Annotated in this window: 23 protein-coding genes; 14 read left to right on the forward strand and 9 right to left on the reverse strand. The window is 70.9% G+C overall.

The window, feature by feature from the left end:
• The first annotated feature begins 71 nt into the window (after positions 1-71).
• Positions 72-833: a 4-hydroxy-tetrahydrodipicolinate reductase gene (gene dapB, locus ACZ6QQ_RS06045; RefSeq protein WP_465875028.1), complete on the forward strand. Its 762-nt coding sequence runs from the start codon at positions 72-74 to the stop codon at positions 831-833.
• A gap of 181 nt (positions 834-1014) precedes the next feature.
• On the opposite strand, the gene ACZ6QQ_RS06050 is transcribed toward dapB, so the two are convergent.
• Complete coding sequence (locus tag ACZ6QQ_RS06050) at positions 1015-3189, reverse strand: amylo-alpha-1,6-glucosidase (protein ID WP_465874733.1); 2175 nt, start codon at positions 3187-3189, stop codon at positions 1015-1017.
• A gap of 146 nt (positions 3190-3335) precedes the next feature.
• On the opposite strand from ACZ6QQ_RS06050, the gene ACZ6QQ_RS06055 reads away from it, so the two are divergent.
• From ACZ6QQ_RS06055 to ACZ6QQ_RS06070, 4 genes are all read left to right on the forward strand, one after another.
• A complete protein-coding gene (locus tag ACZ6QQ_RS06055; protein WP_465874734.1) occupies positions 3336-4349 on the forward strand; it encodes a LacI family DNA-binding transcriptional regulator in 1014 nt (337 codons plus the stop codon).
• Between the two features lie 86 nt (positions 4350-4435).
• On the forward strand, positions 4436-5683 hold the full coding sequence (locus tag ACZ6QQ_RS06060) for a sugar ABC transporter substrate-binding protein (RefSeq protein WP_465874735.1): 1248 nt from the start codon (positions 4436-4438) through the stop codon (positions 5681-5683).
• An 80-nt stretch (positions 5684-5763) separates the two neighbouring features.
• Positions 5764-6855 carry a carbohydrate ABC transporter permease gene (locus ACZ6QQ_RS06065; protein ID WP_465874736.1) on the forward strand — a complete coding sequence of 364 codons (1092 nt, stop codon included), beginning with the start codon at positions 5764-5766 and terminating at the stop codon, positions 6853-6855.
• Between the two features lies 1 nt (position 6856).
• Entirely contained in the window at positions 6857-7798 is a 942-nt protein-coding gene (locus tag ACZ6QQ_RS06070; protein ID WP_465874737.1) for a carbohydrate ABC transporter permease, read from the forward strand.
• A gap of 41 nt (positions 7799-7839) precedes the next feature.
• Here the strand turns inward: ACZ6QQ_RS06070 and ACZ6QQ_RS06075 are convergent, their stop codons facing one another.
• Positions 7840-8442, reverse strand: a complete 603-nt coding sequence (locus tag ACZ6QQ_RS06075; RefSeq protein WP_465874738.1) for a GNAT family N-acetyltransferase — start codon at positions 8440-8442, stop codon at positions 7840-7842.
• A gap of 34 nt (positions 8443-8476) precedes the next feature.
• Between ACZ6QQ_RS06075 and ACZ6QQ_RS06080 the strand changes: the two genes are divergently transcribed.
• Positions 8477-9823 (forward strand): glycosyltransferase 87 family protein, encoded by a 1347-nt coding sequence (locus tag ACZ6QQ_RS06080; RefSeq protein WP_465874739.1) that lies wholly within the window; start codon positions 8477-8479, stop codon positions 9821-9823.
• Here the strand turns inward: ACZ6QQ_RS06080 and ACZ6QQ_RS06085 are convergent.
• A complete protein-coding gene (locus ACZ6QQ_RS06085) occupies positions 9749-10303 on the reverse strand; it encodes a GNAT family N-acetyltransferase (protein WP_465874740.1) in 555 nt (184 codons plus the stop codon). The genes ACZ6QQ_RS06080 and ACZ6QQ_RS06085 overlap by 75 nt on opposite strands.
• 106 nt (positions 10304-10409) lie before the next feature.
• On the opposite strand from ACZ6QQ_RS06085, the gene ACZ6QQ_RS06090 reads away from it, so the two are divergent.
• The 5 genes from ACZ6QQ_RS06090 (at position 10410) to ACZ6QQ_RS06110 (ending at position 15793) form a co-directional block, all read left to right on the forward strand.
• Complete coding sequence (locus ACZ6QQ_RS06090; protein WP_465874741.1) at positions 10410-11639, forward strand: winged helix-turn-helix domain-containing protein; 1230 nt, start codon at positions 10410-10412, stop codon at positions 11637-11639.
• A 31-nt stretch (positions 11640-11670) separates the two neighbouring features.
• Positions 11671-12240 (forward strand): DUF2752 domain-containing protein, encoded by a 570-nt coding sequence (locus ACZ6QQ_RS06095; protein ID WP_465874742.1) that lies wholly within the window; start codon positions 11671-11673, stop codon positions 12238-12240.
• A 53-nt stretch (positions 12241-12293) separates the two neighbouring features.
• Positions 12294-13046 carry an FAD-dependent thymidylate synthase gene (gene thyX / locus ACZ6QQ_RS06100; protein WP_465874743.1) on the forward strand — a complete coding sequence of 251 codons (753 nt, stop codon included), beginning with the start codon at positions 12294-12296 and terminating at the stop codon, positions 13044-13046.
• Positions 13047-13092: 46 nt separating this feature from the next.
• The gene (dapA, locus tag ACZ6QQ_RS06105; protein ID WP_465874744.1) at positions 13093-14019 is read left to right on the forward strand and encodes a 4-hydroxy-tetrahydrodipicolinate synthase; all 927 of its coding nucleotides are present in this window, start codon (positions 13093-13095) and stop codon (positions 14017-14019) included.
• Positions 14020-14101: 82 nt separating this feature from the next.
• Positions 14102-15793 (forward strand): ribonuclease J, encoded by a 1692-nt coding sequence (locus tag ACZ6QQ_RS06110; RefSeq protein WP_465874745.1) that lies wholly within the window; start codon positions 14102-14104, stop codon positions 15791-15793.
• Positions 15794-15923: 130 nt separating this feature from the next.
• On the opposite strand, the gene ACZ6QQ_RS06115 is transcribed toward ACZ6QQ_RS06110, so the two are convergent.
• Positions 15924-16394: a MarR family winged helix-turn-helix transcriptional regulator gene (locus tag ACZ6QQ_RS06115; protein ID WP_465874746.1), complete on the reverse strand. Its 471-nt coding sequence runs from the start codon at positions 16392-16394 to the stop codon at positions 15924-15926.
• Between the two features lie 59 nt (positions 16395-16453).
• Between ACZ6QQ_RS06115 and ACZ6QQ_RS06120 the strand changes: the two genes are divergently transcribed.
• Positions 16454-16861, forward strand: coding sequence for a cupin domain-containing protein (locus tag ACZ6QQ_RS06120; RefSeq protein ID WP_465874747.1), 408 nt, complete (start codon positions 16454-16456; stop codon positions 16859-16861).
• 13 nt (positions 16862-16874) lie between these two features.
• Here ACZ6QQ_RS06120 and ACZ6QQ_RS06125 read toward each other — a convergent pair whose 3' ends face one another.
• From ACZ6QQ_RS06125 to ACZ6QQ_RS06145, 5 genes are all read right to left on the reverse strand, one after another.
• Positions 16875-16997 carry a hypothetical protein gene (locus tag ACZ6QQ_RS06125; RefSeq protein WP_465874748.1) on the reverse strand — a complete coding sequence of 41 codons (123 nt, stop codon included), beginning with the start codon at positions 16995-16997 and terminating at the stop codon, positions 16875-16877.
• 131 nt (positions 16998-17128) lie between these two features.
• Positions 17129-17455, reverse strand: a complete 327-nt coding sequence (locus ACZ6QQ_RS06130; RefSeq protein ID WP_465874749.1) for a putative quinol monooxygenase — start codon at positions 17453-17455, stop codon at positions 17129-17131.
• A 140-nt stretch (positions 17456-17595) separates the two neighbouring features.
• Positions 17596-18558 carry a CU044_5270 family protein gene (locus ACZ6QQ_RS06135; RefSeq protein ID WP_465874750.1) on the reverse strand — a complete coding sequence of 321 codons (963 nt, stop codon included), beginning with the start codon at positions 18556-18558 and terminating at the stop codon, positions 17596-17598.
• 10 nt (positions 18559-18568) lie between these two features.
• A complete protein-coding gene (locus tag ACZ6QQ_RS06140; RefSeq protein WP_465874751.1) occupies positions 18569-19138 on the reverse strand; it encodes an RNA polymerase sigma factor in 570 nt (189 codons plus the stop codon).
• A gap of 103 nt (positions 19139-19241) precedes the next feature.
• Positions 19242-19922, reverse strand: a complete 681-nt coding sequence (locus ACZ6QQ_RS06145) for a hypothetical protein (protein WP_465874752.1) — start codon at positions 19920-19922, stop codon at positions 19242-19244.
• A 279-nt stretch (positions 19923-20201) separates the two neighbouring features.
• Between ACZ6QQ_RS06145 and ACZ6QQ_RS06150 the strand changes: the two genes are divergently transcribed.
• Together ACZ6QQ_RS06150 and ACZ6QQ_RS06155 are read left to right on the forward strand one after the other, a co-directional pair.
• The gene (locus tag ACZ6QQ_RS06150) at positions 20202-20465 is read left to right on the forward strand and encodes a hypothetical protein (protein ID WP_465874753.1); all 264 of its coding nucleotides are present in this window, start codon (positions 20202-20204) and stop codon (positions 20463-20465) included.
• A gap of 280 nt (positions 20466-20745) precedes the next feature.
• Positions 20746-20913, forward strand: a complete 168-nt coding sequence (locus tag ACZ6QQ_RS06155; RefSeq protein ID WP_465874754.1) for a hypothetical protein — start codon at positions 20746-20748, stop codon at positions 20911-20913.
• The last annotated feature ends 105 nt before the right edge of the window (positions 20914-21018 follow it).

Genomic DNA, 21018 nt, shown 5'->3' on the forward strand with positions numbered 1-21018 from the left:
GGTGGGACGTCCTCGGGTGTGATCGGTCCGGGTGGGATAGGTTGTGCCCCGTGAGTGACGGACTTGAAGCACTGGCGGAGACCTCGGCGGAGCCGCTCCGGGTCGGGGTGCTCGGCGCCCGGGGTCGGATGGGGATCGAGGTGTGCCGGGCGGTGGACGCCGCCGACGACCTCGAACTGGTGGCGATGATCGACCAGGGGGACTGGTTGTTCAACGCCTCGGACGCGGGTGCCGAGGTCGTCGTCGACTTCACCACCCCCGACGTGGTGATGGACAACCTGCACTGGTGTGTCGACCAGGGCATCAGTGTGGTGGTCGGTACCAGCGGGTTCACCGATCAGCGGCTCGACCGGGTGCGCAACTGGCTGTCGCGCAAGCCGGGTGTCGGTGTGGTGATCGCCCCCAACTTCGGCATCGGCGCGGTGCTGATGATGCAGTTCGCCGCCCGGGCCGCGCGGTTCTTCGAGTCGGTCGAGGTGATCGAGCAGCACCACCCGGGCAAGGTCGACGCCCCCAGCGGCACCGCGACGCACACCGCCCGGCTGATCGCGGCGGCGCGGGCCGAGGCCGGCCTGGGCGCCGCACCGGACGCCACCAAGGACGAGGTGCCGGGTGCGCGCGGGGCCGAGATCAACGGGGTACGGGTGCACTCGGTCCGGGCCACCGGCCTGGTCGCGCACCAGGAGGTCCTGTTCGGTACGAGCGGCGAGACGCTCACCATCCGGCACGACTCGTACGACCGGGCGTCGTTCATGCCCGGCGTACTGCTCGCCATCCGGTCGGTGTCGCGTCGGCCGGGTCTGACCCTCGGTCTCGACGCATTGCTGGACTGAGCAGGGCAAACTCCGGGCAGCCGATCGTCCGGCGTCCCACATGCTGGGGGCGCCCGGACACTGGGCATTCCTGAATACGTCGCCGTCCCGGCACCGGTCGATCCGGTGCCGGGACGTTTGCCGTTCGATGGAGGCGTTACCGCCCGTCGCGCGGCGGGACCTTTGGCGTCCGGCAGAGGTGTTACCGCTCGTCGAGCACGGTGAGTCCGGCCGGTAGCCCGGTGACGGTGGCGACTCCGGCCCGGTCCACCGAGACGTCGACCGGGGCGCCGGCCACCCGCAGCCGCTGGGCGCTGACCGCGCCGAGCGGGGCGCCGTGCAGCGGACGGAGTCGTACGACGCCGGCCGGCACGTCCGGGTAGAGGCCGACCGCCGCCTGGAGCAGCACCACGGCGGCGGCGGCGGACCAGGCCTGTGGCTGGCAGGCCGCCGGGTACGGTGCCGGCCGACCGAGCGTGCTCCGGTCGTCGCCGCTGATCAGTTCGGGCAGCCGGTAGTCGAACGCCTCGGCGGCACTGAGCAGCCCTTCGGCGAGGTGCGCGGCCGGGGCGGTGAAGCCCTCGCGGGCCAGCCCGGCGATGACGATCGCGGTGTCGTGCGCCCAGATCGAGCCACAGTGGTACGACAGCGGGCTGAAGCCGCCGTCGGTGGCGGACATGGTCCGCAGCCCGTACCCGCCGGACAGGCCGGGGGTGGCGAGGGCGGCGGCGACCCGCGCGGACTCGTCCGCCGTCAGCAGGCCGGTGCCGAGCAGGTGGCCGATGTTGCTGGTCAGCGCGTCGACCGGGCGCTTGTCCCGGTCCAGGGCCAGGGCCGGGTACGCCCCGTCGTGGCCGTCGACCCAGAACCGGGCGCGGAACCGTGCCGCGAGCGCCCCGGCGTAGTCGAGCCAGCGTTGCGCGCCGGGCCGGCCGAACGCGTCGAGCAGCGCCGCGCCCTGCACCGCCGCCTGGTACGCGTATCCCTGCACCTCGGCCAGGGCGATCGGGGCGTGGGCGAGCGAGCCGTCGCGGAATCGTACGGAGTCGAAGGAGTCCTTCCAGCCCTGGTTGGCCAGGCCCCGGCCGCTGGTGTCGACGTACTCGACGAAGCCGTCCCCGTCGGCGTCGGCGTGGTCGGCGAGCCAGCTCAGCGCCGATTCCAGGGCGGGGAGCAGGTCGGCGACCTCGTTGTCGGGCAGGCCCCAGCGCCAGGCGTCGTGCAGCAGGTTGACCCAGAGCATGGTGGCGTCGACGGTGCCGTAGTAGGCGGCGGGCAGGTGCAGGCCGTTGCCGGCGACGGTGAACTCGTCCCGGCGCAGCTCGTGCATGATCTTGCCGGGGGCCTCGCCGGAGTTGGCGTCGACCTTGGTGCCCTGCCGGCGGGCGAGCACCCGCAGCGTGCTGGCGGCCAGGTCGGTGCCGAGCGGCAGCATCATTTTGGCCGCCCAGAGGCTGTCCCGGCCGAACAGGGTGAGGAACCAGGGCACCCCGGCGCCGAGGAAGACGTCCTGCGGGTTGCCGGCCTCGGCGAGCCGCAGGCCGCGCAGGTCGTCCAGGGAGCGGTCGAGCAGCCGGGTCAGTCGCCGGTCGTCGGCCCGTACCTCGGGGCGGGACCAGGCGGGTTCGGCGGGCGGGGCGACGACCACGGCGCGCGGGTCGTCGACCAGCAGCCGCCAGCGCAGGATGGCCGAGGTGCGCGGGGCCAGCTCGACCGGCCAGACCAGCCGGGCGGTGCCGTCCCCGGCGACGGCGCTCACCGTGCCGGTGGTGGTCGTCGCGCCGGCCGCGCTGGTCGTCGCGCCGGACGCTGCGGGGTCGACCGTCGCGCCGGCTGCCGTGGGCGCGCCGATCGTCGTGCCGGCGAGGGCCGGTTCGCCGGTGACGACGACGGTGATCCCGTCGCCGGCCCAGGTGAGCTGGCCGGGTTCGCCGCTCTTGGCTTCCAGGTCGACGGTGGCTCCGCCGGACTTGACCACCTCGATCGGGGCCAGGTCGCAGCCGAGGTCGAGGGTGATCTCGGCCCGGACGGGTGCGGTGGCGGTGGAGAAGACGTGGATCTCCTCGGTGAGCCCGCGCGGGGTCATCCGGCGGATCCGGTCGATCCGTACGGTCGGGTCGGGGGTTTCGTCGCCCAGCCAGCGGGCCAGCGAGACGAACCTGGCCCCGTGCGGGCCGTCGGTCCCGTGGGTGATCGACTCCGGTTCGCGGCCGTCGACGAGGAGTTCGGCGCGGGCCAGCACCCGGGCGTCGGCGTGGAACACGCCCTGTACGCCGGCCGGCCGGATCTGCCCGTCCCGGCCGCTCAGTGTGCTGGTCGGAGCGAGTACGACACCGACGAGATCGTGCAGCAACGGTTGCAGGTGGCGGTTGGTCACGGGGAGCTCCTGAGCGGGGGGCGGGGTGTTGACGCACCCTTGACAAAGTTGTTGCGGGCGGTGCAACATGCGAAACATTCCAGAAACTTGAACGATCCAATGATGCCCCATCGAAGTTTGAACGTTCAAGACGGGAGGAGGGATTCATGGCACAGAAAGTGACCATCGCGACAGTCGCCCGCCGCGCCGGGGTCAGTCGCCAGACCGTCTCGAACGTGATCCACAGCCCGGAGATCGTCCGCGAGGAGACCCGCGAACGGGTCCGGGAGGCCATCTCCGCCCTCGGCTACCGGGCCAGCCAGGCGGCCCGGCAGATGCGTACCGGGCGGTCGCAGTTGATCGCTGTACGGATCGAGCCCACCCGCGACGGGATCAACGGCTCTGTGCTGGACCGCTTCCTGCACGGGCTGACCGAGGCGGCGGGCGAGGCCGGCTACCGGGTGATGCTCTACACCGCCGAGAACCCGGCCACCGAGATCGCCACCTACGACGACCTGCTCGGTGCGTACGACCTGGACGCGTTCGTGCTCACCGGCACCGACCACGGTGACATCCGGACCGCCTGGCTGGCCGAACGGAAGGTGCCGTTCGTCACCTTCGGTCGGTCCTGGGACGCGCCCGAGCGCTACCCCTGGGTGGACGTCGACGGTGCCGCCGGGACCGCCTCGGCCACCTCTCATCTGGTCACTCAGGGTCATCGGCGGATAGCCTTCGTTGGCTGGCCGGCTGGTTCCGGGGTGGGCGACAACCGCCGTGCCGGCTGGGCATCGACCGTCCGGGCAACCGGCGCCGACCCGACCGAACTCGACCGGGAAACCCCGGACGGCATTACCCAGGGTGAGACGGTGGCGCATGAACTGTTCGACCTGGCCGCACCGCCGACCGCGTTGGTCTGCGCCAGTGACTCGCTGGCGCTCGGGGCCCTGCAAGCGGTCCGGGCCCGTAGCGTGAACGTCGCGGTCACCGGCTTCGACGACACCCCGGTCGCCCAGGCGATCGGGCTGACCAGCGTCAGTCAGCCGCTGGCCCAGGCGGCGGCGAGCTGCGTGGACCTGCTGGCCGGCGTACTCGACGGCGACGGCGTCTCGGACGGTGCCGGGGGCGGCGTACCGGCCCAGGTGCTGTTGACGCCGTCACTGGTGGTGCGCCAGTCCGGCTGAGACGCCGACCGGCCGCCACCGCCCGAGGACCCCATATCCCGTACCACCGCACCACCGGTAACCCCACCCCCCATCAGGAGATTGACATGGCACGACGTTTCATCCGGCGCTCCGCCGTGGCGGGCATCGCCGTAGCGGCGCTGTTCGGTTCCGCCGCCTGTGGCGGCGGCTTCGACGACGACCAGTCCGACAGCGCCCAGAGCAGCGGCCCGGCCAGCATCCAGATCCTGATCGGCTCGTCCGGCGCGGCCGAGACCAAGGCGGTGCAGGACGCGGCGAGCGCCTGGGCCAGCAGCTCCGGCAACACCGCCACCGTCACCCCGGCACAGGACCTCACCCAGCAACTCGGCCAGGCCCTCGCCGGCGGCACCCCGCCGGACGTCTTCTACGTCGACGCCGGGCGCTTCGCCGACTACGCCAGCGTCGGCGCGTTGGAGCCGTACGGCGACAAGCTCGCCGACGGCGGTGACTTCTACGAGAGTCTGCGCAAGACGTTCACCTACGACGGCAAGTTCTACTGCGCGCCGAAGGACTTCTCCACCCTCGCCCTGGAGATCAACACCGACCTGTGGGCCAAGGCCGGGCTGACCGACGCGGACATCCCGACCACCTGGGAGCAGCTGACCGCGACCGCCCAGAAGATCAAGGCCAAGGGCATCACCCCGCTCGCGATCGGCGACACCCGCGACCGGGTCGGCGCCTTCCTCGCCCAGGCCGGCGGCTGGGTCACCAGCCCGGACGGCAAGCAGGCCACCGCCGACAGCCCGGCCAACCTCCAGGCCCTGGAGTACGTCAAGACCCTGCTCGCCGGTGGTCTGGCCCAGTACCCGAAGCAGCTCGACGCCGGCTGGGCCGGTGAGGCCTTCGGCAAGGGCAAGGTCGCGATGACCATCGAGGGCAACTGGATCAAGGGCGGTATGCAGAACGACTTCCCGGACGTCAAGTACACCGTGCACCCGCTGCCGGCCGGCCCGAAGGGCAAGGGCACGCTCTCCTTCACCAACTGCTGGGGGATCGCGGCCAAGAGTCAGCACAAGGAGCAGGCGATCAAGTTCGTCGAGGCGATGACCAGCGTCGATGCGCAGATGACCTTCGCGAAGGCGTTCGGTGTGATGCCGTCGCGCGAGTCCGCCCGGGACCAGTACACCCAGGCGTTCCCGGCGGACAAGCCGTTCATCGACGGCGCCGAGTACGCCCAGGGCCCGGTGAACGCCCCGAAGATGGACAGCGTCCTGGTCGACTTCGACGCCCAGCTCTCCGCGCTGGCCAGCACTGACCCGAAGACGATCCTGCAGAGCCTCCAGAAGAACACCACCGCCGCCCTCGGCGGCTGACGCCCTGCGCAGGGGCCCCGGTCGGGGCCCCTGCGAACACCCCTTCCCCCCTCGAAAGTTCCCCCTCGAAAAGAGGAAGCATGGCTTCCGGAGTCCCGGCCGTTCCCCGCCGCCTACGTGGTGGGATCCGCGGCAACGAGCGGATCGCCGGCTGGGTCTTCGTCGCCCCGGTCGTGGTGATCCTCGGCGTCTTCATGCTGCTGCCGATCCTGATGGCGCTCTGGGTGAGCCTCACCTCCTGGAACGGTCAGGGCAGCCCGTTCACCGGCAAGGTCCCGTTCGTCGGGGCGGACAACTACACCCACCTGTTCACCGAGGACGGGTTGGCCCGCCGCGACTTCATGACCTCGATCCGGAACAACATCTACTACGTGGCGATCGTCGTACCGGTGCAGACCGCGCTCGCCCTCTTCCTCGCCCTGGTGGTCAACCACCGGATGCTCAAGGGCAAGTCGTTCTTCCGGACCGCGTTCTACTTCCCGTCGGTCACCAGCTCGGTGGCGATCAGCGTGGTCTTCCTGTTCATGTTCGCCAACTCCGGGGCGATCAACGGGCTGCTGGGGATGTTCGGGATCGACGGGCCGCAGTGGTTCGCCGACTCGCGCGGCACCCTGCACCTGTTCTTCGGCCTGTTCGGGGTGGACCAGCCGCCGGCCGCGTTGAGCAGCGGCGGGCCGCTCGGGCTGACCTGGTGGGACTGGCTGTCCGGGCCGAGCGTGGCGATGACCGCGATCATCGCGCTGGTCATCTGGACCACCTCGGGCACCTTCATGCTGATGTTCCTCGCCGCGCTCCAGAACGTGCCGGTGACGCTGGAGGAGGCCAGCGTGCTCGACGGGACCACCCGGTGGCAGCGGCTGCGTTACCTGACCCTGCCGATGATCAGGCCAACCCTGTTCCTGGTGCTGACCCTCGGCCTGATCGGATCGTGGCAGGTCTTCGACCAGATCTACGTGATGAGCCAGGGCAACCCGGCGAAGACCACGCTCACCCCGGCGTACCTGTCCTACCGGACCGCGTTCCGGGACTTCGACTACGGCAGCGGCGCGGCGATCTCGTTCGTCCTGTTCCTGATCATTATCGTGCTGACCCTGGTGCAGCGGCGGCTGATGCGCGACCGGGACACCGGCCGCACGTCGCGCTGGTGGCGCCGGTCCGAGCGGAGGTCGTGAGATGTCGATCGTGACCGACCCACCGACCAGGGGGCACGCCCCGGCCGGCAGTCCGCCGCCACCGGCGGGCCGGGCACCAGCGTCCGCCGCCACGCCGGGCCGTCGGCGGGAGCCGCGCGGCCTGGTGACCAGCTTCGTCGGGTACGCCATCCTGATCTTCTTCGCGCTGGTCTTCCTCTACCCGTTCGTGATCCAGATCGCCAGCTCGTTCAAGACCGAGCCGGACGCGGCGGCGAACCCGCTCTCCCCGGTGCCGAACCCGGTCGACCTGGACAGCTTCCAGCGGATCTTCGAGGGGACGAACTTCCCGCTCTGGCTCGGCAACTCGCTGCTGGTCACGATCGTGGTCACGCTCGGCCGGGTGTTCCTGGACTCGCTCGCCGGCTACGCCCTGGCCCGGTTGCGCTTCCGGGGCCGAGGGGCGATCTTCGCCGCCGTGGTGGCGGTGATGGCGGTCCCCGGTGTGGTGCTGCTGATCCCGAAGTTCCTGGTCCTCAACCAACTCGGCATCTACAACACGTACACCGCGCTGATCCTGCCGCTGCTGGTGGACGCCGCCGGGGTCTTCATCATGAAACAGTTCTTCGAGTCGGTGCCGGCCAGCGTCGAGGAGGCGGCCCGGATCGACGGCGCGGGCGTGTTCCGTACGTTCTGGTCGGTGGTGCTGCCGACCGCCCGACCGGCCCTGATCACGCTGACCATCCTGTCGTTCCAGGGCTCCTGGAACGAGTTCCCGCACAGCCTGGTCGCGGTCCAGGACCCGGACCTGTTCACCCTGCCACGCGGGCTCGCCGACCTGGTCAGCGGCTCATTCGGGTCGGGCACCCAGTACCCGCTCAAGCTCGGCGCCGCGCTGCTGGCCACCATCCCGGTGGCGATCATCTTCGTGATCTTCCAGCGGTACTTCGTGCGCGACGCCAACCAGGGCGCCGACAAGGGCTGACCGCGCCCGCCCTCGGCCGCACCGGACGGGCCCGTCGACGCTCACGAAGCGTCGGCGGGCTCCTCGCCGTCGGCCGGCGGCTCGGCGTCCAGGGCCACGTGCAGGCGCAGCTGGGGGACCAGCATGTCGTCCACGTCCAACGCCCGGGTCGCCCCGTCCGGCTCCCAGCCCGTGCTGGCCAGGAACGCCCGGCTCGCCTCGTCGCCGTCGAAGACCCAGGCGAGGGCCGTACGGGCGCCGTCCTCCCGCCACAGGTCGACGCTTGCCGCCAGCAGCCGACTGCCGTGCCCACGACGGCCCCAGCGCGGCTCGACCAGCAGGTCGGTCACCCCGATCAGGTCCGGCACCAGCGTTTCGGCCGGCTCGTCCGGGGCAAGTGACTGCTCGTCTGCCGGTCCGGATGCGGCAAAACCCACCAGATAAGATTGTTCGGCCTGCTCGATCGCCACCAGCACCCGGTGCCGGGGGGACGGCGGTGCCTCGATCGCGGCGGACCACCGCTTGCCGAGCCACCCCTCGTCCAGCCGTTCGAGCACGTGCCTGGGCAGCAACCGGCGATAGGCGACCCGCCAGGTCGCGAGCTGTATGCGTGCGATCTCGGCGGCGTCGGCAGGACGCGCCGGGCGGACGTACCCGAGAGCCATGAACGGTGAGCGTACGGACGCTAAGGAGGCGACGGTGGCGCAGGGTGCCCTCCGGCAGACCCGGTACCAGGTGCTCTTCGTGATCGTTCTGGCCGGACTGGTCGCCGTCTTCCTGTCGTACGCCGCCGTCGGGCACGGGTTCTTCGACCTGAAGGTCTACTCCGGCGCCCTGCACTACTGGGCCCGCGAGGGCGGCGAGATCTACGACTGGCTCAAACCGAACAGCAAGTACGGCTTCACCTACCCTCCGTTCGCCGCCCTGCTGATGCTGCCGCTGGCGTACCTGCCGTTCACGCTGTCGATGGTGCTCAGCGTCGCCGCCACCGTCGTGGTGAGCCTGCTGCTGCTCTGGTGGCTGGTCGACCCGATCGCCCGCCGGGTTGGCTGGACCCGCTGGTTCGCCCTGGCGGTCGCGGCCCTGCTGGCGGCGGCGTTCGAGCCGATGCGCGAGACGGTCGACTTCGGCCAGGTCAACATGCTGCTGCTGGTACTGGTCGCGGCCGACCTGCTGTGGCTGGTCCGCCCCGGTTACGCCGCGCCGGGACGGGTCGTACCCGGCAGTTTCCTGCCCTGGTGGTCGCCGGCCGGCGGCCGACGCAACCCGGCCCGCTACAAGCGCTGGGCCGGGGTGGGCATCGGGCTGGCCACCGCGATCAAGCTCACGCCCGGCATCTTCATCGTCTACCTGCTGGTCACCGGGCGCTGGCGGGCGGCGCTCACGGCCAGCGGCACCGCCGCCGTGGCCACCCTGGTCGCCGCCGCGATCGCCCCGGACGCCTCGCGGGAGTTCTGGACCACCGCCCTCTGGGACACCGACCGGGTCGGCGAACTGGCGTTCATCTCGAACCAGTCGTTGCAGGGGCTCGTCGCCCGGCTCGACCCGGCCCAGCCGAGCAAACTGGCCTGGGCGATCCTGGTCGCCGCCGCGCTGGTCATCTGGGCCTGGCGGGTACGCGCCGCGGTGCGGGCCGGCGACGAGGTGACCGGGCTGGCGCTGACCGGGGTGCTCGGCGCGCTGGTCAGCCCGGTGACCTGGGTGCACCACCTGGTGTGGCTGATCCCGGCGCTGGTGCTGCTGGTCGACCACGCGTACGCGGCACCCGCCCGCAGCCTCCGTCGACGCTGGCTGCTGGCCTTCGCGATCGTCGCGTACCTGGTGCTGTGCAGCCGGCTGGTCTGGCACTGGGAGCACGACTTCACCGGCGTCGGCGGCTTCCTCGGCAGCAACGGTTACGTCTGGATCAGCATCGCCCTGCTGGTCGGCCTGCCGGTCGGCAACGACCGGACCCGGCTGCCCGAGGGCTCCTCACGCGTCGCCGAGCCGGGCGGCGTACCGCAGCTCGACCAACCCGACCGGCGGCCGCCCGCCGGAGGGGTGTAGCTCGTACGTCGACTGCTCGCCGTCGGTGACCAGTCCGGCGCGTTCGTAGAAGCGGCGGGCCCGCAGGTTGTCGGCCAGCACCCAGAGCCGCAGGTCGCGCCAGCCGCGCTCGCTCAGCCCGGTCAGCCCGGCCAGCATCAGCTCCCGGCCGACGCCGGTGCCCCAGTGGTCCGGGTCGACGTACATGGTGAGGATCTCGCCGCAGCTGTGGTCGAGGTCGTCCCGGTCCTGGTTGTTGCGGTACGGCCCGAAGGTGGTGAAGCCGACGACGGTCTCGTCGCGCTCCGCCAGCAGGGTGACGAACGGGTGCTCCGGGTCGGCGGTGCCGACGTCCCGCCGCCGCTGCGCCCACGCCTGTACGTTCAGCCGGCCCAGCACCTCGTCCGGCATGATCCCCGCGTACCCGGCCTGCCAGGTGCGTACGTGCACACTGGCGACCGCCTCGGCGTCGGCGGGTTCCTCCGCTCGGATGGTCAGCACGTCCTTGTTGTAGCCCGTGCCGGGCGGCGAGTCCAGCCCATCCGGTCGAGCCCCGCCCCCGGACAGCGCGGTCGGGTGTCGGGGGCTTCGGTTAGGGTGCGAGCCGATGACCGTACCCGAATCTTTGTCGCTGGCCCAGGCCCGGCGGGTGGCGCTCGCCGCGCAGGGTTTCGCCGACCCGGTGCCGACCGCCGTGCCCACCGCCCGCCACCTGCGCCGGGTGCTCGGCCGCACCGGGCTGCTCCAGATGGACTCGGTCAACGTGTTGCAGCGGGCCCACTACCTGCCGCTCTACAGCCGGCTCGGCCCCTACCCGACCGAGTTGCTCGACCGGGCCGCCTACCGGCCGCCGCGCGAGGTGTTCGAATACTGGGGGCACGAGGCGTCGCTGGTCCCGGTCGACCTGCACCCGCTGCTGCGCTGGCGGATGGCGGCGGCGCGGGATGCCGCCTGGGGCGGGATGCGGCGGATCGCCCAGGAGCAGCCGCAGCTCGTCTCCTGGGTGCGCGACGAGGTCGCCGCCCGTGGCCCGCTGACCGCCGCCGAGATCGAGCACGACGCGCCCCGGCAGACCGGTAACTGGGGCTGGAACTGGTCGGACGTGAAACGGGCGCTGGAGTTCCTGTTCTGGGCCGGCGAGGTTGCCGCCGCCAGCCGGACGAACTCCTTCGCCCGCCGCTACGACCTGCCCGAACGGGTGCTGCCGGCGCGGGTCCTGGACACCCCGACGCCGGCACCGGCGGACGCGTACCGGGGGTTGGTGGCGATCGCCGCCCGGTGCCTGGGGGTGGCCGCCGAGCCGGAGCTGCGCGACTACTTCCGGTTGCCGGTGGCGGCGGCGCGGGTGGCGGTGGCGGAGCTGGTCGAGGCGGGGGAGTTGCGGCCGGTGACGGTGCAGGGCTGGCGGCTGCCGGCGTACCTGCACAGCGAGGCCCGGCTGCCCCGCTGGATCCGGGCGAACACCCTGGTCAGCCCGTTCGACCCGGTGGTCTGGGAGCGGGCCCGGACCGAGCGGCTGTTCGACTTCAGCTACCGGATCGAGATCTACGTCCCGGCCCCGCAGCGGATCTACGGCTACTACGTGCTGCCGTTCCTCCAGGGGGAGCGGTTCACCGCCCGGGTCGACCTGAAGGCCGACCGGAAGGCCGGCGTACTGCTGGTCCCGGCGGCCTGGTCGGAGCCGGGCGCGGACCCGGCGGACACCGCGTTGGCGCTCGCCGCCGAGCTGCGCCGGCTCGCCGGCTGGCTCGGCCTGAGCGCGGTCGCGCCGCCCGTCGCGGGCGATCTCGCCGGCCCGCTCACCGCCGCGTTGGCTTCCACCACCGGTGTACGGTGAGAGCGCGGCCGGTGCGACGAGTGGGGTGGCGATGACCAGCGCGGGTGGACCGACAACACCGCCCGAGGCGAGTCCTGCCGAGGCGTCGGCGGTCGGGCCGCACTGGTCGCCCGATCCGGAAGACGCCCGGCAGTGGTATCCGGTGGCCGCCGAGCCGGACCGGATCACCCGCTTCTTCGACCGGCTCGCCACCCGGTCCCCGCGCTGGCTGGGGCCGCTGGCGATCCTGGCCTGCCTGGGCGGCGCGGTCGGTTACACGCTCTACGCCGACCCGACCCGCAGCGCCCCCGACGCCGCCCCGACCTGCCTGCTGAAGCTGACCACCGGGCTGGACTGTCCCGGTTGCGGCGGCACCCGCGCGTTCTGGTACCTGCTCCACGGGGACCTGCCGGCCGCCGCCCGGCACCACATCGTCTTCGTCTTCGTCGTCCCGTTCCTGGTCTACCTCTATGTCGCCTGGGCCGGTAAACGGCTCTTCGGCTGGCGACTCCCGCAACTCTCGGTGGGCCCGGTCACCCTCGGTGTCTTCCTCGCCGCCTGGCTGGCCTTCTCGGTGCTGCGCAACCTCCCGTGGACCCCGTTCACCTGGTTCTACGTGTAACACCCGCGGCCCCTTGGTGAGCGCCCGCACCGGCAGCCACTAGAGTCCCAGGAATGCCGGAAATCGTGTCACCGCAGGTCAAGCTCATCGCGTGGACCCAGTTCGAGGCGCCCGAGGAGGTGCCCTGGTCGACCGACGCCGACGGGGGCCAGGCGCTCGCCGAGTTTGCCGGCCGGGCCTGCTACCAGTCCTGGAAGAAGCCGAACCCGGCCACCGCGACCAACGCCGGTTACCTCGCGCACATCCTTGAGGTCGGCCACCTCTCCGTGCTGGAGCACGGCAGTGTGACGTTCTACTTCACCGGGGTCTCCCGGTCGTTCACCCACGAGCTGATCCGGCACCGGCACTTCTCGTACTCGCAGCTGTCGCAGCGGTACGTGCCGGAGCGCGACGCCGCCTTCGTGGAGCCGTCGGTGATCGCCGAGGACGCCGAGCTGCACAAGCGGTTCGTCGAGGCGACCGAGGCCAGCGTACGGGCGTACACCGAGTTGCTGGAGGGGCTGGAGCAGCGGTTCGCCGACGTGACGAACCCGACGCTGCGGCGCAAGCAGGCCCGGCAGGCGGCCCGCGCGGTGCTGCCGAACGCCACCGAGACCCGGATCGTGGTCAGCGGCAACTACCGGGCCTGGCGGCACTTCGTGTCGATGCGGGCCACCGAGCACGCCGATGTCGAGATTCGCGAGCTGGCCGTGGAGTGCCTGCGTCAGCTCCAGCGGGTGGCGCCGAACGTCTTCGCCGACTTCGTGATCAGCACCCTGCCGGACGGCACCGAGGTGGCCGCCAGCCCGTACGCCGAGCAGTCCTGAGCACTTCCCCGGCGGCCGGGTGCTGGGCGTCCGATAGGTTAGCGGTATGACGCACGACCACCCTGCCGCCGCCGACCGGGCGGTGCCCCGTCCCTTCGGGCGACTGCTCACGGCCATGGTCACGCCGTTCACCGCGGACGGCTCGCTGGATCTCGACGGCGCGGCCCGCCTCGCCACCTACCTGGTGGACGAGCAGGCCAACGACGCACTCGTGATCAGCGGCACCACCGGCGAGTCGCCCACGACCACCGACGCGGAAAAGGAACGCCTGCTCCGGGCGGTGGTGGAGGCGGTCGGTGACCGGGCCCTGGTGGTCGCCGGGGTCGGCACCAACGACACCCGCCACACGATCGAGCTGGCCGCCGCCGCGGAGAAGGCCGGCGCGCACGGGCTGCTGGTGGTGACGCCGTACTACAACAAGCCGCCGCAGGCGGGGCTGCTGCGGCACTTCACCGCGGTCGCCGACGCGTCCAACGTTCCGATCATGCTCTACGACATCCCGCACCGCGCCGGGGTGCCGATCGACTCCGAGACGCTGGTGCGGCTGGCCGAGCACGAGCGGATCGTCGGGGTGAAGGACGCCAAGGGCGACCTGTTCGCCACCTCGTGGGTGACCAGCCGTACCGATCTGGCGTTCTACTCCGGCGAGGACGCGCTGACGCTGCCGTTCCTGTCGATCGGCGGGGTCGGCCTGGTCGGCACCTCCACCCACTTCACCGGTGCGCTCACCAAGCAGTTGATCGAGGCGTACGAGCGCGGCGAGCACGACACCGCACTGCTGCTGCACCGGCGACTGCTGCCGCTGTTCACCGGAATCTTCCGTACCCAGGGCACGATCCTGGTGAAGGCGGGCCTGGCCGCGTCGGGTCTACCGGCCGGTCCGGTCCGGCCGCCGCTGGTCGACGCGACCGAGGCGGAACTCGCCCAGTTGCGCGCCGACTGCGCGGATGCGGGTCTGGAGTTGCCGGCATGAGTGGGTCAATCAGTAAGGTCGGCGGCATGGGCAAGCTGAACAGTGAGACGACGGTAGTGACCGCACGTGGCGAGGCGGTGGCATGAGCCAGCCGCAGGCGCGGGAGTTGGAACTTCCCCCACCGTTGCCCGTGGGTGGGCTGCGGGTGATACCGCTCGGCGGACTGGGCGCCATCGGGCGCAACATGACCGTGTTCGAGTACGACGGCAAGCTGCTGGTGGTCGACTGCGGGGTGCTCTTCCCCGACGTCGAACAGCCCGGTGTCGACCTGATCCTGCCCGACTTCGCACCGATCCTCGATCGGCTGGAGGACGTGCAGGCGATCGTGTTGACACACGGGCACGAGGACCACATCGGGGCGGTGCCGTACCTGCTCGCTCACAAACCCGACATTCCGCTGGTGGGTTCGCAGTTCACGCTCGCGCTGGTCGAGGCGAAGCTCGCCGAGCGGCGGATCGAGCCGTACACGCTGACGGTGCGCGAGGGCGCGCGCGAGCGGCTGGGCCCGTTCGAGGTCGAGTTCTTCGCGGTGAACCACTCGATTCCGGACGCGCTCGCGGTGGCCATCCGTACCCCGGCCGGGCTGGTGCTGCACACCGGTGACTTCAAGATGGACCAACTTCCGCTCGACGGTCGGCTGACCGACCTGGCCGGGTTCGCCCGGCTCGGCGCCGAAGGCGTCGACCTGCTCCTCTCCGACTCGACCAACGCGGAGATCCCCGGTTTCGTGACGCCGGAGCGGGAGATCGGCCCGATCCTCGGCTCGATCTTCGGCAAGGCGCGCGGCCGGATCATCGTGGCGTCGTTCGCCTCGCACGTGCACCGGGTGCAGCAGGTGCTCGACGCGGCGACGGAGTACAACCGCAAGGTGGCCCTGATCGGCCGCTCGATGGTGCGCAACATGGGCATCGCCCGCGACCTCGGGCTGCTCCAGATCCCGCCGGGTCTGGTGGTCGGGCTGGACGAGGCGACCACGTTGCCGCCGAACCAGATCGTGTTCATGTCGACCGGTTCGCAGGGCGAGCCGATGAGCGCGCTCGGCCGGATGGCCACCGGCGACCACCGGCACATCACGGTGGCGTCCGGTGACACCGTCGTGCTGGCAAGTTCGCTGGTGCCGGGGAACGAGACCTCGGTCTACCGGGTGATCAACCGGCTGTCCCGCGCCGGTGCGACCGTCATCCACAAGGACGTGGCGAAGGTGCACGTCTCCGGGCACGCCCCCGCCGGTGAGCTGCTCTACCTGCTCAACGTCGTACGCCCGAGCAACCTGCTGCCGGTGCACGGCGAGTGGCGGCACCTGCGGGCGCACGCCCGGCTGGGCATCGAGTCCGGCGTGGCCCCCGACCGGGTGGTGATCGCCGAGGACGGCGACGTGGTGGACCTGGTCGAGGGTCGGGCCACCCTGGTCGGTCACGTGCAGAGCCGGTACGTCTACGTCGACGGTCTCGCCGTCGGCGACGTGGGTGAGTCGTTGCTCACCGAGCGGCGGATGCTCGGCGACGGTGGTTTCATCGCCGCGACCGTGGTGGTCGACTCGGTGACCGGCAAGGTCGTCGGCGGTCCGACCGTCTCCGCGAAGGGCTTCTCCGACGACCCGGACGCGTTCAACCCGGTGATCCCGCTGATCACCGAGGCGCTGAGCCGGGCGGCGACGGAGGGCATCACCGATCCACACCAGCTCCAGCAGATCGTCCGCCGTACGGTCGGGCGCTGGGTGAACGACGCGTACCGCCGCCGGCCGATGATCGTGCCGAACGTCGTCGAGGTCTGACCCACCCCGTACTGACATCCGGGGTGACGCGGCAACTGCCGCGTCACCCCGTTTCCTTGGTCCCGTGATCGTGGAAGGTTCGGCCGGCCGGAGCGAGCCGAACTCTCCCGGATCATCGAGTTTTCCGTGCTCAGTCGGCGGTGAACCAGGCGGGTACGTCCAGGGGGAACGTGTCGGACGGGGTGAGCGTGCGCAGGTCGGTTTCGAAGGCGCGGAGGCGGTCGGGGCCGAGTGCGGTGGCCCAGCGGGCGCGGATCTGCTCGAAGATGCGCGCCGACCGGACGAGTGAGTCGACCCCGCGTTCGGTGAGGCGTACGACCTTGCGGCGGGCGTCGAGCGGGTCGGATTCGCGTACGACGTAGCCGAGGCGCTCCAGCCCGTCGAGGGTCTTGCCGGCGGCCTGTTTGGAGACGCCGAGCCGGCGGCCGAGTTCGACCGCGGTGGTGCCGTCGGGGCCGATCGCCTGGAAGACGAAGCCGTGCATCGGCCGCAGGTCGGGGTGCCCCTGCCGGGCGAGTTCCGCGTGCAGTTCGTCGATCATGAGGCGGAAGCCCTGGAACAGCCGGAGCGGCAGCTCCCAGCCGGGCATCTCACTTGACATGTTCGACAACCTGGTTAACTATTTCGACAACCACGTTGTCTAACTTAGGGGATCCGACCATGCCTGTCATCCGCCACGCCGAGAGCCGCCGTACCGAGACCACGAACGCGACGATGACCACCCTCGCCTCACCCACCCAGGGTGGCGCCGGCCAACTCGTCTGGCGGGTCGACATGGGCGCCGACCAGGCCGGACCCCTGCACGGCATCGACACCGAGCAGGTCTGGACCGTCCTGGCCGGGGCGGCCACCGTCGAACTCGCCGACGAGGTGCACATCATCGAGCCGGGCGACACGCTCGTCATCCCGGCCGACGCCCCGCGCCGGATCACCGCCGGCCCGGACGGGTTCGCCGCCGTCGTGGTCGCACCGGTCGGGATGCGGGCGTACCGGCTCGACAGTGCGCTGGTGGCGGCGCACTGTGCCGTACCGGACGGGGACAAGCTCGTACCGGCCTGGGTGGTCTGAGGCAGCGGACGGGTCAGACCGGGCGCAGGCGTCGGCGTACCGGTGGATCGTGGATCCAGCCGACGAACCGTGCGTCGGCCTGCTCGGCCGTCAGGTCGTCCAGGTCGGCCGTTGCCCGGTCCCGGAAGTGCCGCATGAACGCCGCCAGCCGCTCCCGGTCCTTACGGGTAGAGCGACCACATCCAGCCTGCCGGCCACCCGGCACGTCGGTCGTTGACCATGAAGTTGGCGCAGCGATCCGGCCGGATAACCGCGCCAACTTCATGATCAACGGTGGTTGGTGGGGGTGCGGGGGATGCCCCTCATGCCCGAGGGCTCCAGGAACTCGACTCGGGCGCCCGCCAGGTACGGTTCCTTTTCGGCGTGGAAGCGTACGACGTGGGGTTGACGCTCGTGTGAGTCGAATGCCTCCCGGTCGCGGTAGACCTCGTAGAAGACTCGGGCGAGCGGTTCGTGCTCGACCCGGTGGGTCGCGTAGACGAGCGTGCCGGGCTCGTGGCTCTCGATGAGCGGCAGAGTTTCCGAGGTCAACCGGTCGAACTCCGCACCGGCCGCCTCGTCGCGAAGATCAAACCGGACCACAAGTGCAAACACGACGCACCCCATCCCACGCTGTCACCGGCATTGTTGACCATGAAGTTAGCGCATAAATTCGGTCTCGACGGCGCGCTAACTTCATGATCAACGGCAGGAGGGCGGGGCGAGGGCGGGGGGCGGTGCCCCGGTGGTTGGGGTTAGGGGAGTTGGCCGGGGTGGTCGACGATCGCGGTCCGGAGTCTGGCGGTGCTCATGAACAGCGACTCTTGGCCGTCCTGTCCCAGCATGTCGCGGTCGCCGAGGTAGGCGTACGTTTCCGCGTCGAAGATGACATCAAGGGTCCCACCGATGACTCCCGGCGTACGCAGCGCCACCCCGCGCCGCCCCGCCGCGTCGGTCACGCCGCCCGGAACCACCACGGTTCCGGGAACGCCTGCCATCGCCTCGAACACCGCGCCCATCGACTCCGGTGGCAGGTAGCCCTCAAGCAGCCACGTCGCCGTGCTGAACGCCGTGGTCGGGTCGGCGGCGATGGCCGCCTCGTCCGCACCGGCGGGCAGATCGAGATCCGGTGGGTTCTCCCGCAGGTACCGCAGCATCCCCTCGGGTTCGGTCGGCAGTCCGGTCAGGTAACCGGCGGGCCGTGGCCTGTCGTCCTGAATCGGGTTGTCGCGCCACGCGTTTGGTTCGGACTCCGGCCGCATACGCTGCTGCCACTGGGCGCCGTCGCCGGCCGTCACCCAGCGCTGGAACCGGTAGGTGTGGTAGGGCCCGCTCATCGGCTCCTCCCGGTACGTCATCAGGAACTCCGTGAAGACGTACTGGTCGGGTCGGGCGGTGAGCGCGGGTTGCCGGCGTGCGGCCAGGGCGGCGTCGAGCAGGACCTGCGCGGCGCTCGCCTCGGCCGGTCGGTCCGGGGCCCCGATCGTCTGGACCACCAGCACACCGGCGGTGAGTACCGTGGCAACCCCCGCCGCGACGGCGACCCGCCACGGTCGTACGGGCGAGCGCCGAACCGCCCGGCCGACGGCGTCCGCCGGGGACAGCGCGTGCCCGATGGACCGATCGAGATTCCGAGCCGTGATCTCGTTCTTCAACTCGACGAGCAGTCGCTCCTCGAAACCGGACCGATCGGACCGGTCGGATCTGGTCGATGTCATGGTCGTCTCCTCACGAGAACGCGGGGTCGGGGTGGGCGAGCCGGAGGCGTACGGTTCGGCGTGCGCGGTGCAGCCGGACTCGGGCGGCGATCGGGGAGATTTCCAACGCCTGGGCGGCCTCGGCGACGGAGAGACCGTCGACGGCGACGAGTTCGAGCAGCGCTCTGGTCTGTTCCGGTAGCTCGCCCAGTGCCTGGTACGTCCGGCGGGCCACCGCCTCGGCGTCGATGCGCTCCTCGATCCGCGCGATGTCGTCGGGGTCGAGCAGGCGCCGCCCGGCAACCCGTCCGCTCGCCCGGTGCTGGCGCACCGACCGTCGCCGTTCGGCGGCGATGACGTTGCGCGCCACCCCGAAGAGCCAGCCGAGCGGGCTGCCCCGGTCGGCGCGGTAGCCCGCCGCCGAGTGGATTACCGCGAGGAAGACCTCCGCCGTCAGGTCGGCGGCGGTGTGCGGGTCGTCCACCCGCCGGGCCACGAACCGGCCGACGATGTCGACGTGCGCCCGGTAGAAGATCTCGAACGCCGCCGGGTCGTGCCCGATCGTGGCAAGGTCGCCCTCCTGCGTGCCGGAGTCGTTCACAAGTCCGTCCTCCTGGTAGCCGTTTCACCCCTTCCTTGGCTCGGTGCACCCGTGGCGTTACATCTGCGGCGACCGGATCGTGCGGTTGTCCGTCGGGTGCCGGTCAGCCCGTCAGGTTCCGGTGCAGGCGGTAGCGCCTGACGCTCAGCAGCCGTACGCCCTCCATGGTCTGGACCCGGTCCCAGAGCGGACCCTGCGAGATCGCGTTGTTGTTCGCCGCCAGGGCCTCGATGTGTGCTTCCGGAGTTGTCCACTCGGCGTAGTTCAACACGTGGATGCCGTCGTCGCTGATGTGGAAGAAGCCGCCGATGCCCCCGGCGGGCAGTCCCTCGTCGGCCCCGAGCGCGTCGAATACCGCGTCGATCCAGACCCGCGAGCGTTCGGGGCCGTCGGTGTCGACCCGGACCGCCACGACCACGCCCGGAATCCGGCCGTCGTCGGCCCTGGTCCCCCGGTGGATGCGGTACCGGGCCAGGTCGCGCCGCTCGATGCCGGGCACGGCGGCGTCGATCCGCTCCACCCGGGGACCGCGACCGGTCCGCATGAAGGCATCGACCGCCACGTCGTCCGTCCACTGTGAGTAGTTCCGGATCAGGTCGCCGTCGGTGTCGAGGTAGATGGCGTACGACAGCAGCCCCGTCGGCCAGTCGGCGTCCTGCCAGGCGGCGACTGTCGCCTCGGCGGCGGCACGTTGTCGCTCGGGGGTGCCGAGCACCCACTCGCTCGACAGGGCGACCCCCACATCCGTACGGGTGAGGTCGGGAAGTTGTTCGGTGACACGCACGGGTCGGCTCCTCGGGGTGGGTCACGTGGTGCTGGTAGCGGCCGACGGTAGGACCCCAACCAATGTTGAGGTCAAGGAGGTTGCCGTCCGATCTTGGATCTCATTTGTCGGGTCTGCTGCGGCGCGAGGTGATCTGGGCAATCACGAGAACTCTCCGAATGGCGAGGCGAATTGATTGTCAGGCGTCGATCGGCGATGAAAAATCCAGCCAGTTGCCGCGCGCACGGGTCGCTTGCGGACCCGCGCGATGCGGACATGGCTCACACAGGGAGAGTGAACATGCTGCGTCGTGTCTTCGTCGCCGTGGTGCTCGCCATCGGCATCACCGCACTCATTCCCAGCGCACCGGCCCAGGCCCTCTACCCCTGCCCGGCCGGCAACATGTGCCTGCACACCTGGTACGCCGACGCCGCCCACACGATCTGGAAGGGCAGCTACAGCATCAACTGCGACGCGGTGGTACTCCGGCTCGGCACCCAGTCCGGATACCTGGTCTTCACCAAGAGCCCGTGCGGGGGTGTGACGCCACCGCCGGAGAGCTGACACCGGCCGCGCCCGTCGAGTTGGAGGCGTTCTGGTTGCGCTCGGTGACGCACTGTGCGGATGGTGGAAAGCGCCCCGCGACGATCGGCGAAGGTCAGCCGCAATGCGATCGGCGCCCTGCTGGCGCTGCTCCTGCTCGGCCTCACCGTCTTCTACGGGCTGCGTGAGATCCGTTCGCCAGAGGGTGCCGCTGAGCGTGGTCGCCGTCGCCCAGCCTGGTCAGGACGCGTAGGAACGCCTCGTCGGTGGACACATCCTGGGGGTCGACGAGCGGTACACGATGGTCCTGCCCGGGCAGGGCGGGATCGAGATGCTGAGCAACGAGCAGATCCGCTCGCAGCTCACCTGCCTTCGGGTCGAACCGCAGCGCTACGACCTCCGCCTGCTCACCGTGCCCTGGACCAGTCCCTGCTGGACCGGCTCGCCCGCGACCAACGGCCGGCCCTGACCTCCGACCCCGGCTGCCGCCCGGTGCTGCGCTGACCCCGTTGTGCCGCCGGGCGCCCATGGCTGACAGTCGGTCACCACGGCGAAGGCGAACGGGTTCGAGTTC

The organism is Micromonospora sp. NPDC049529, assembly GCF_055586685.1.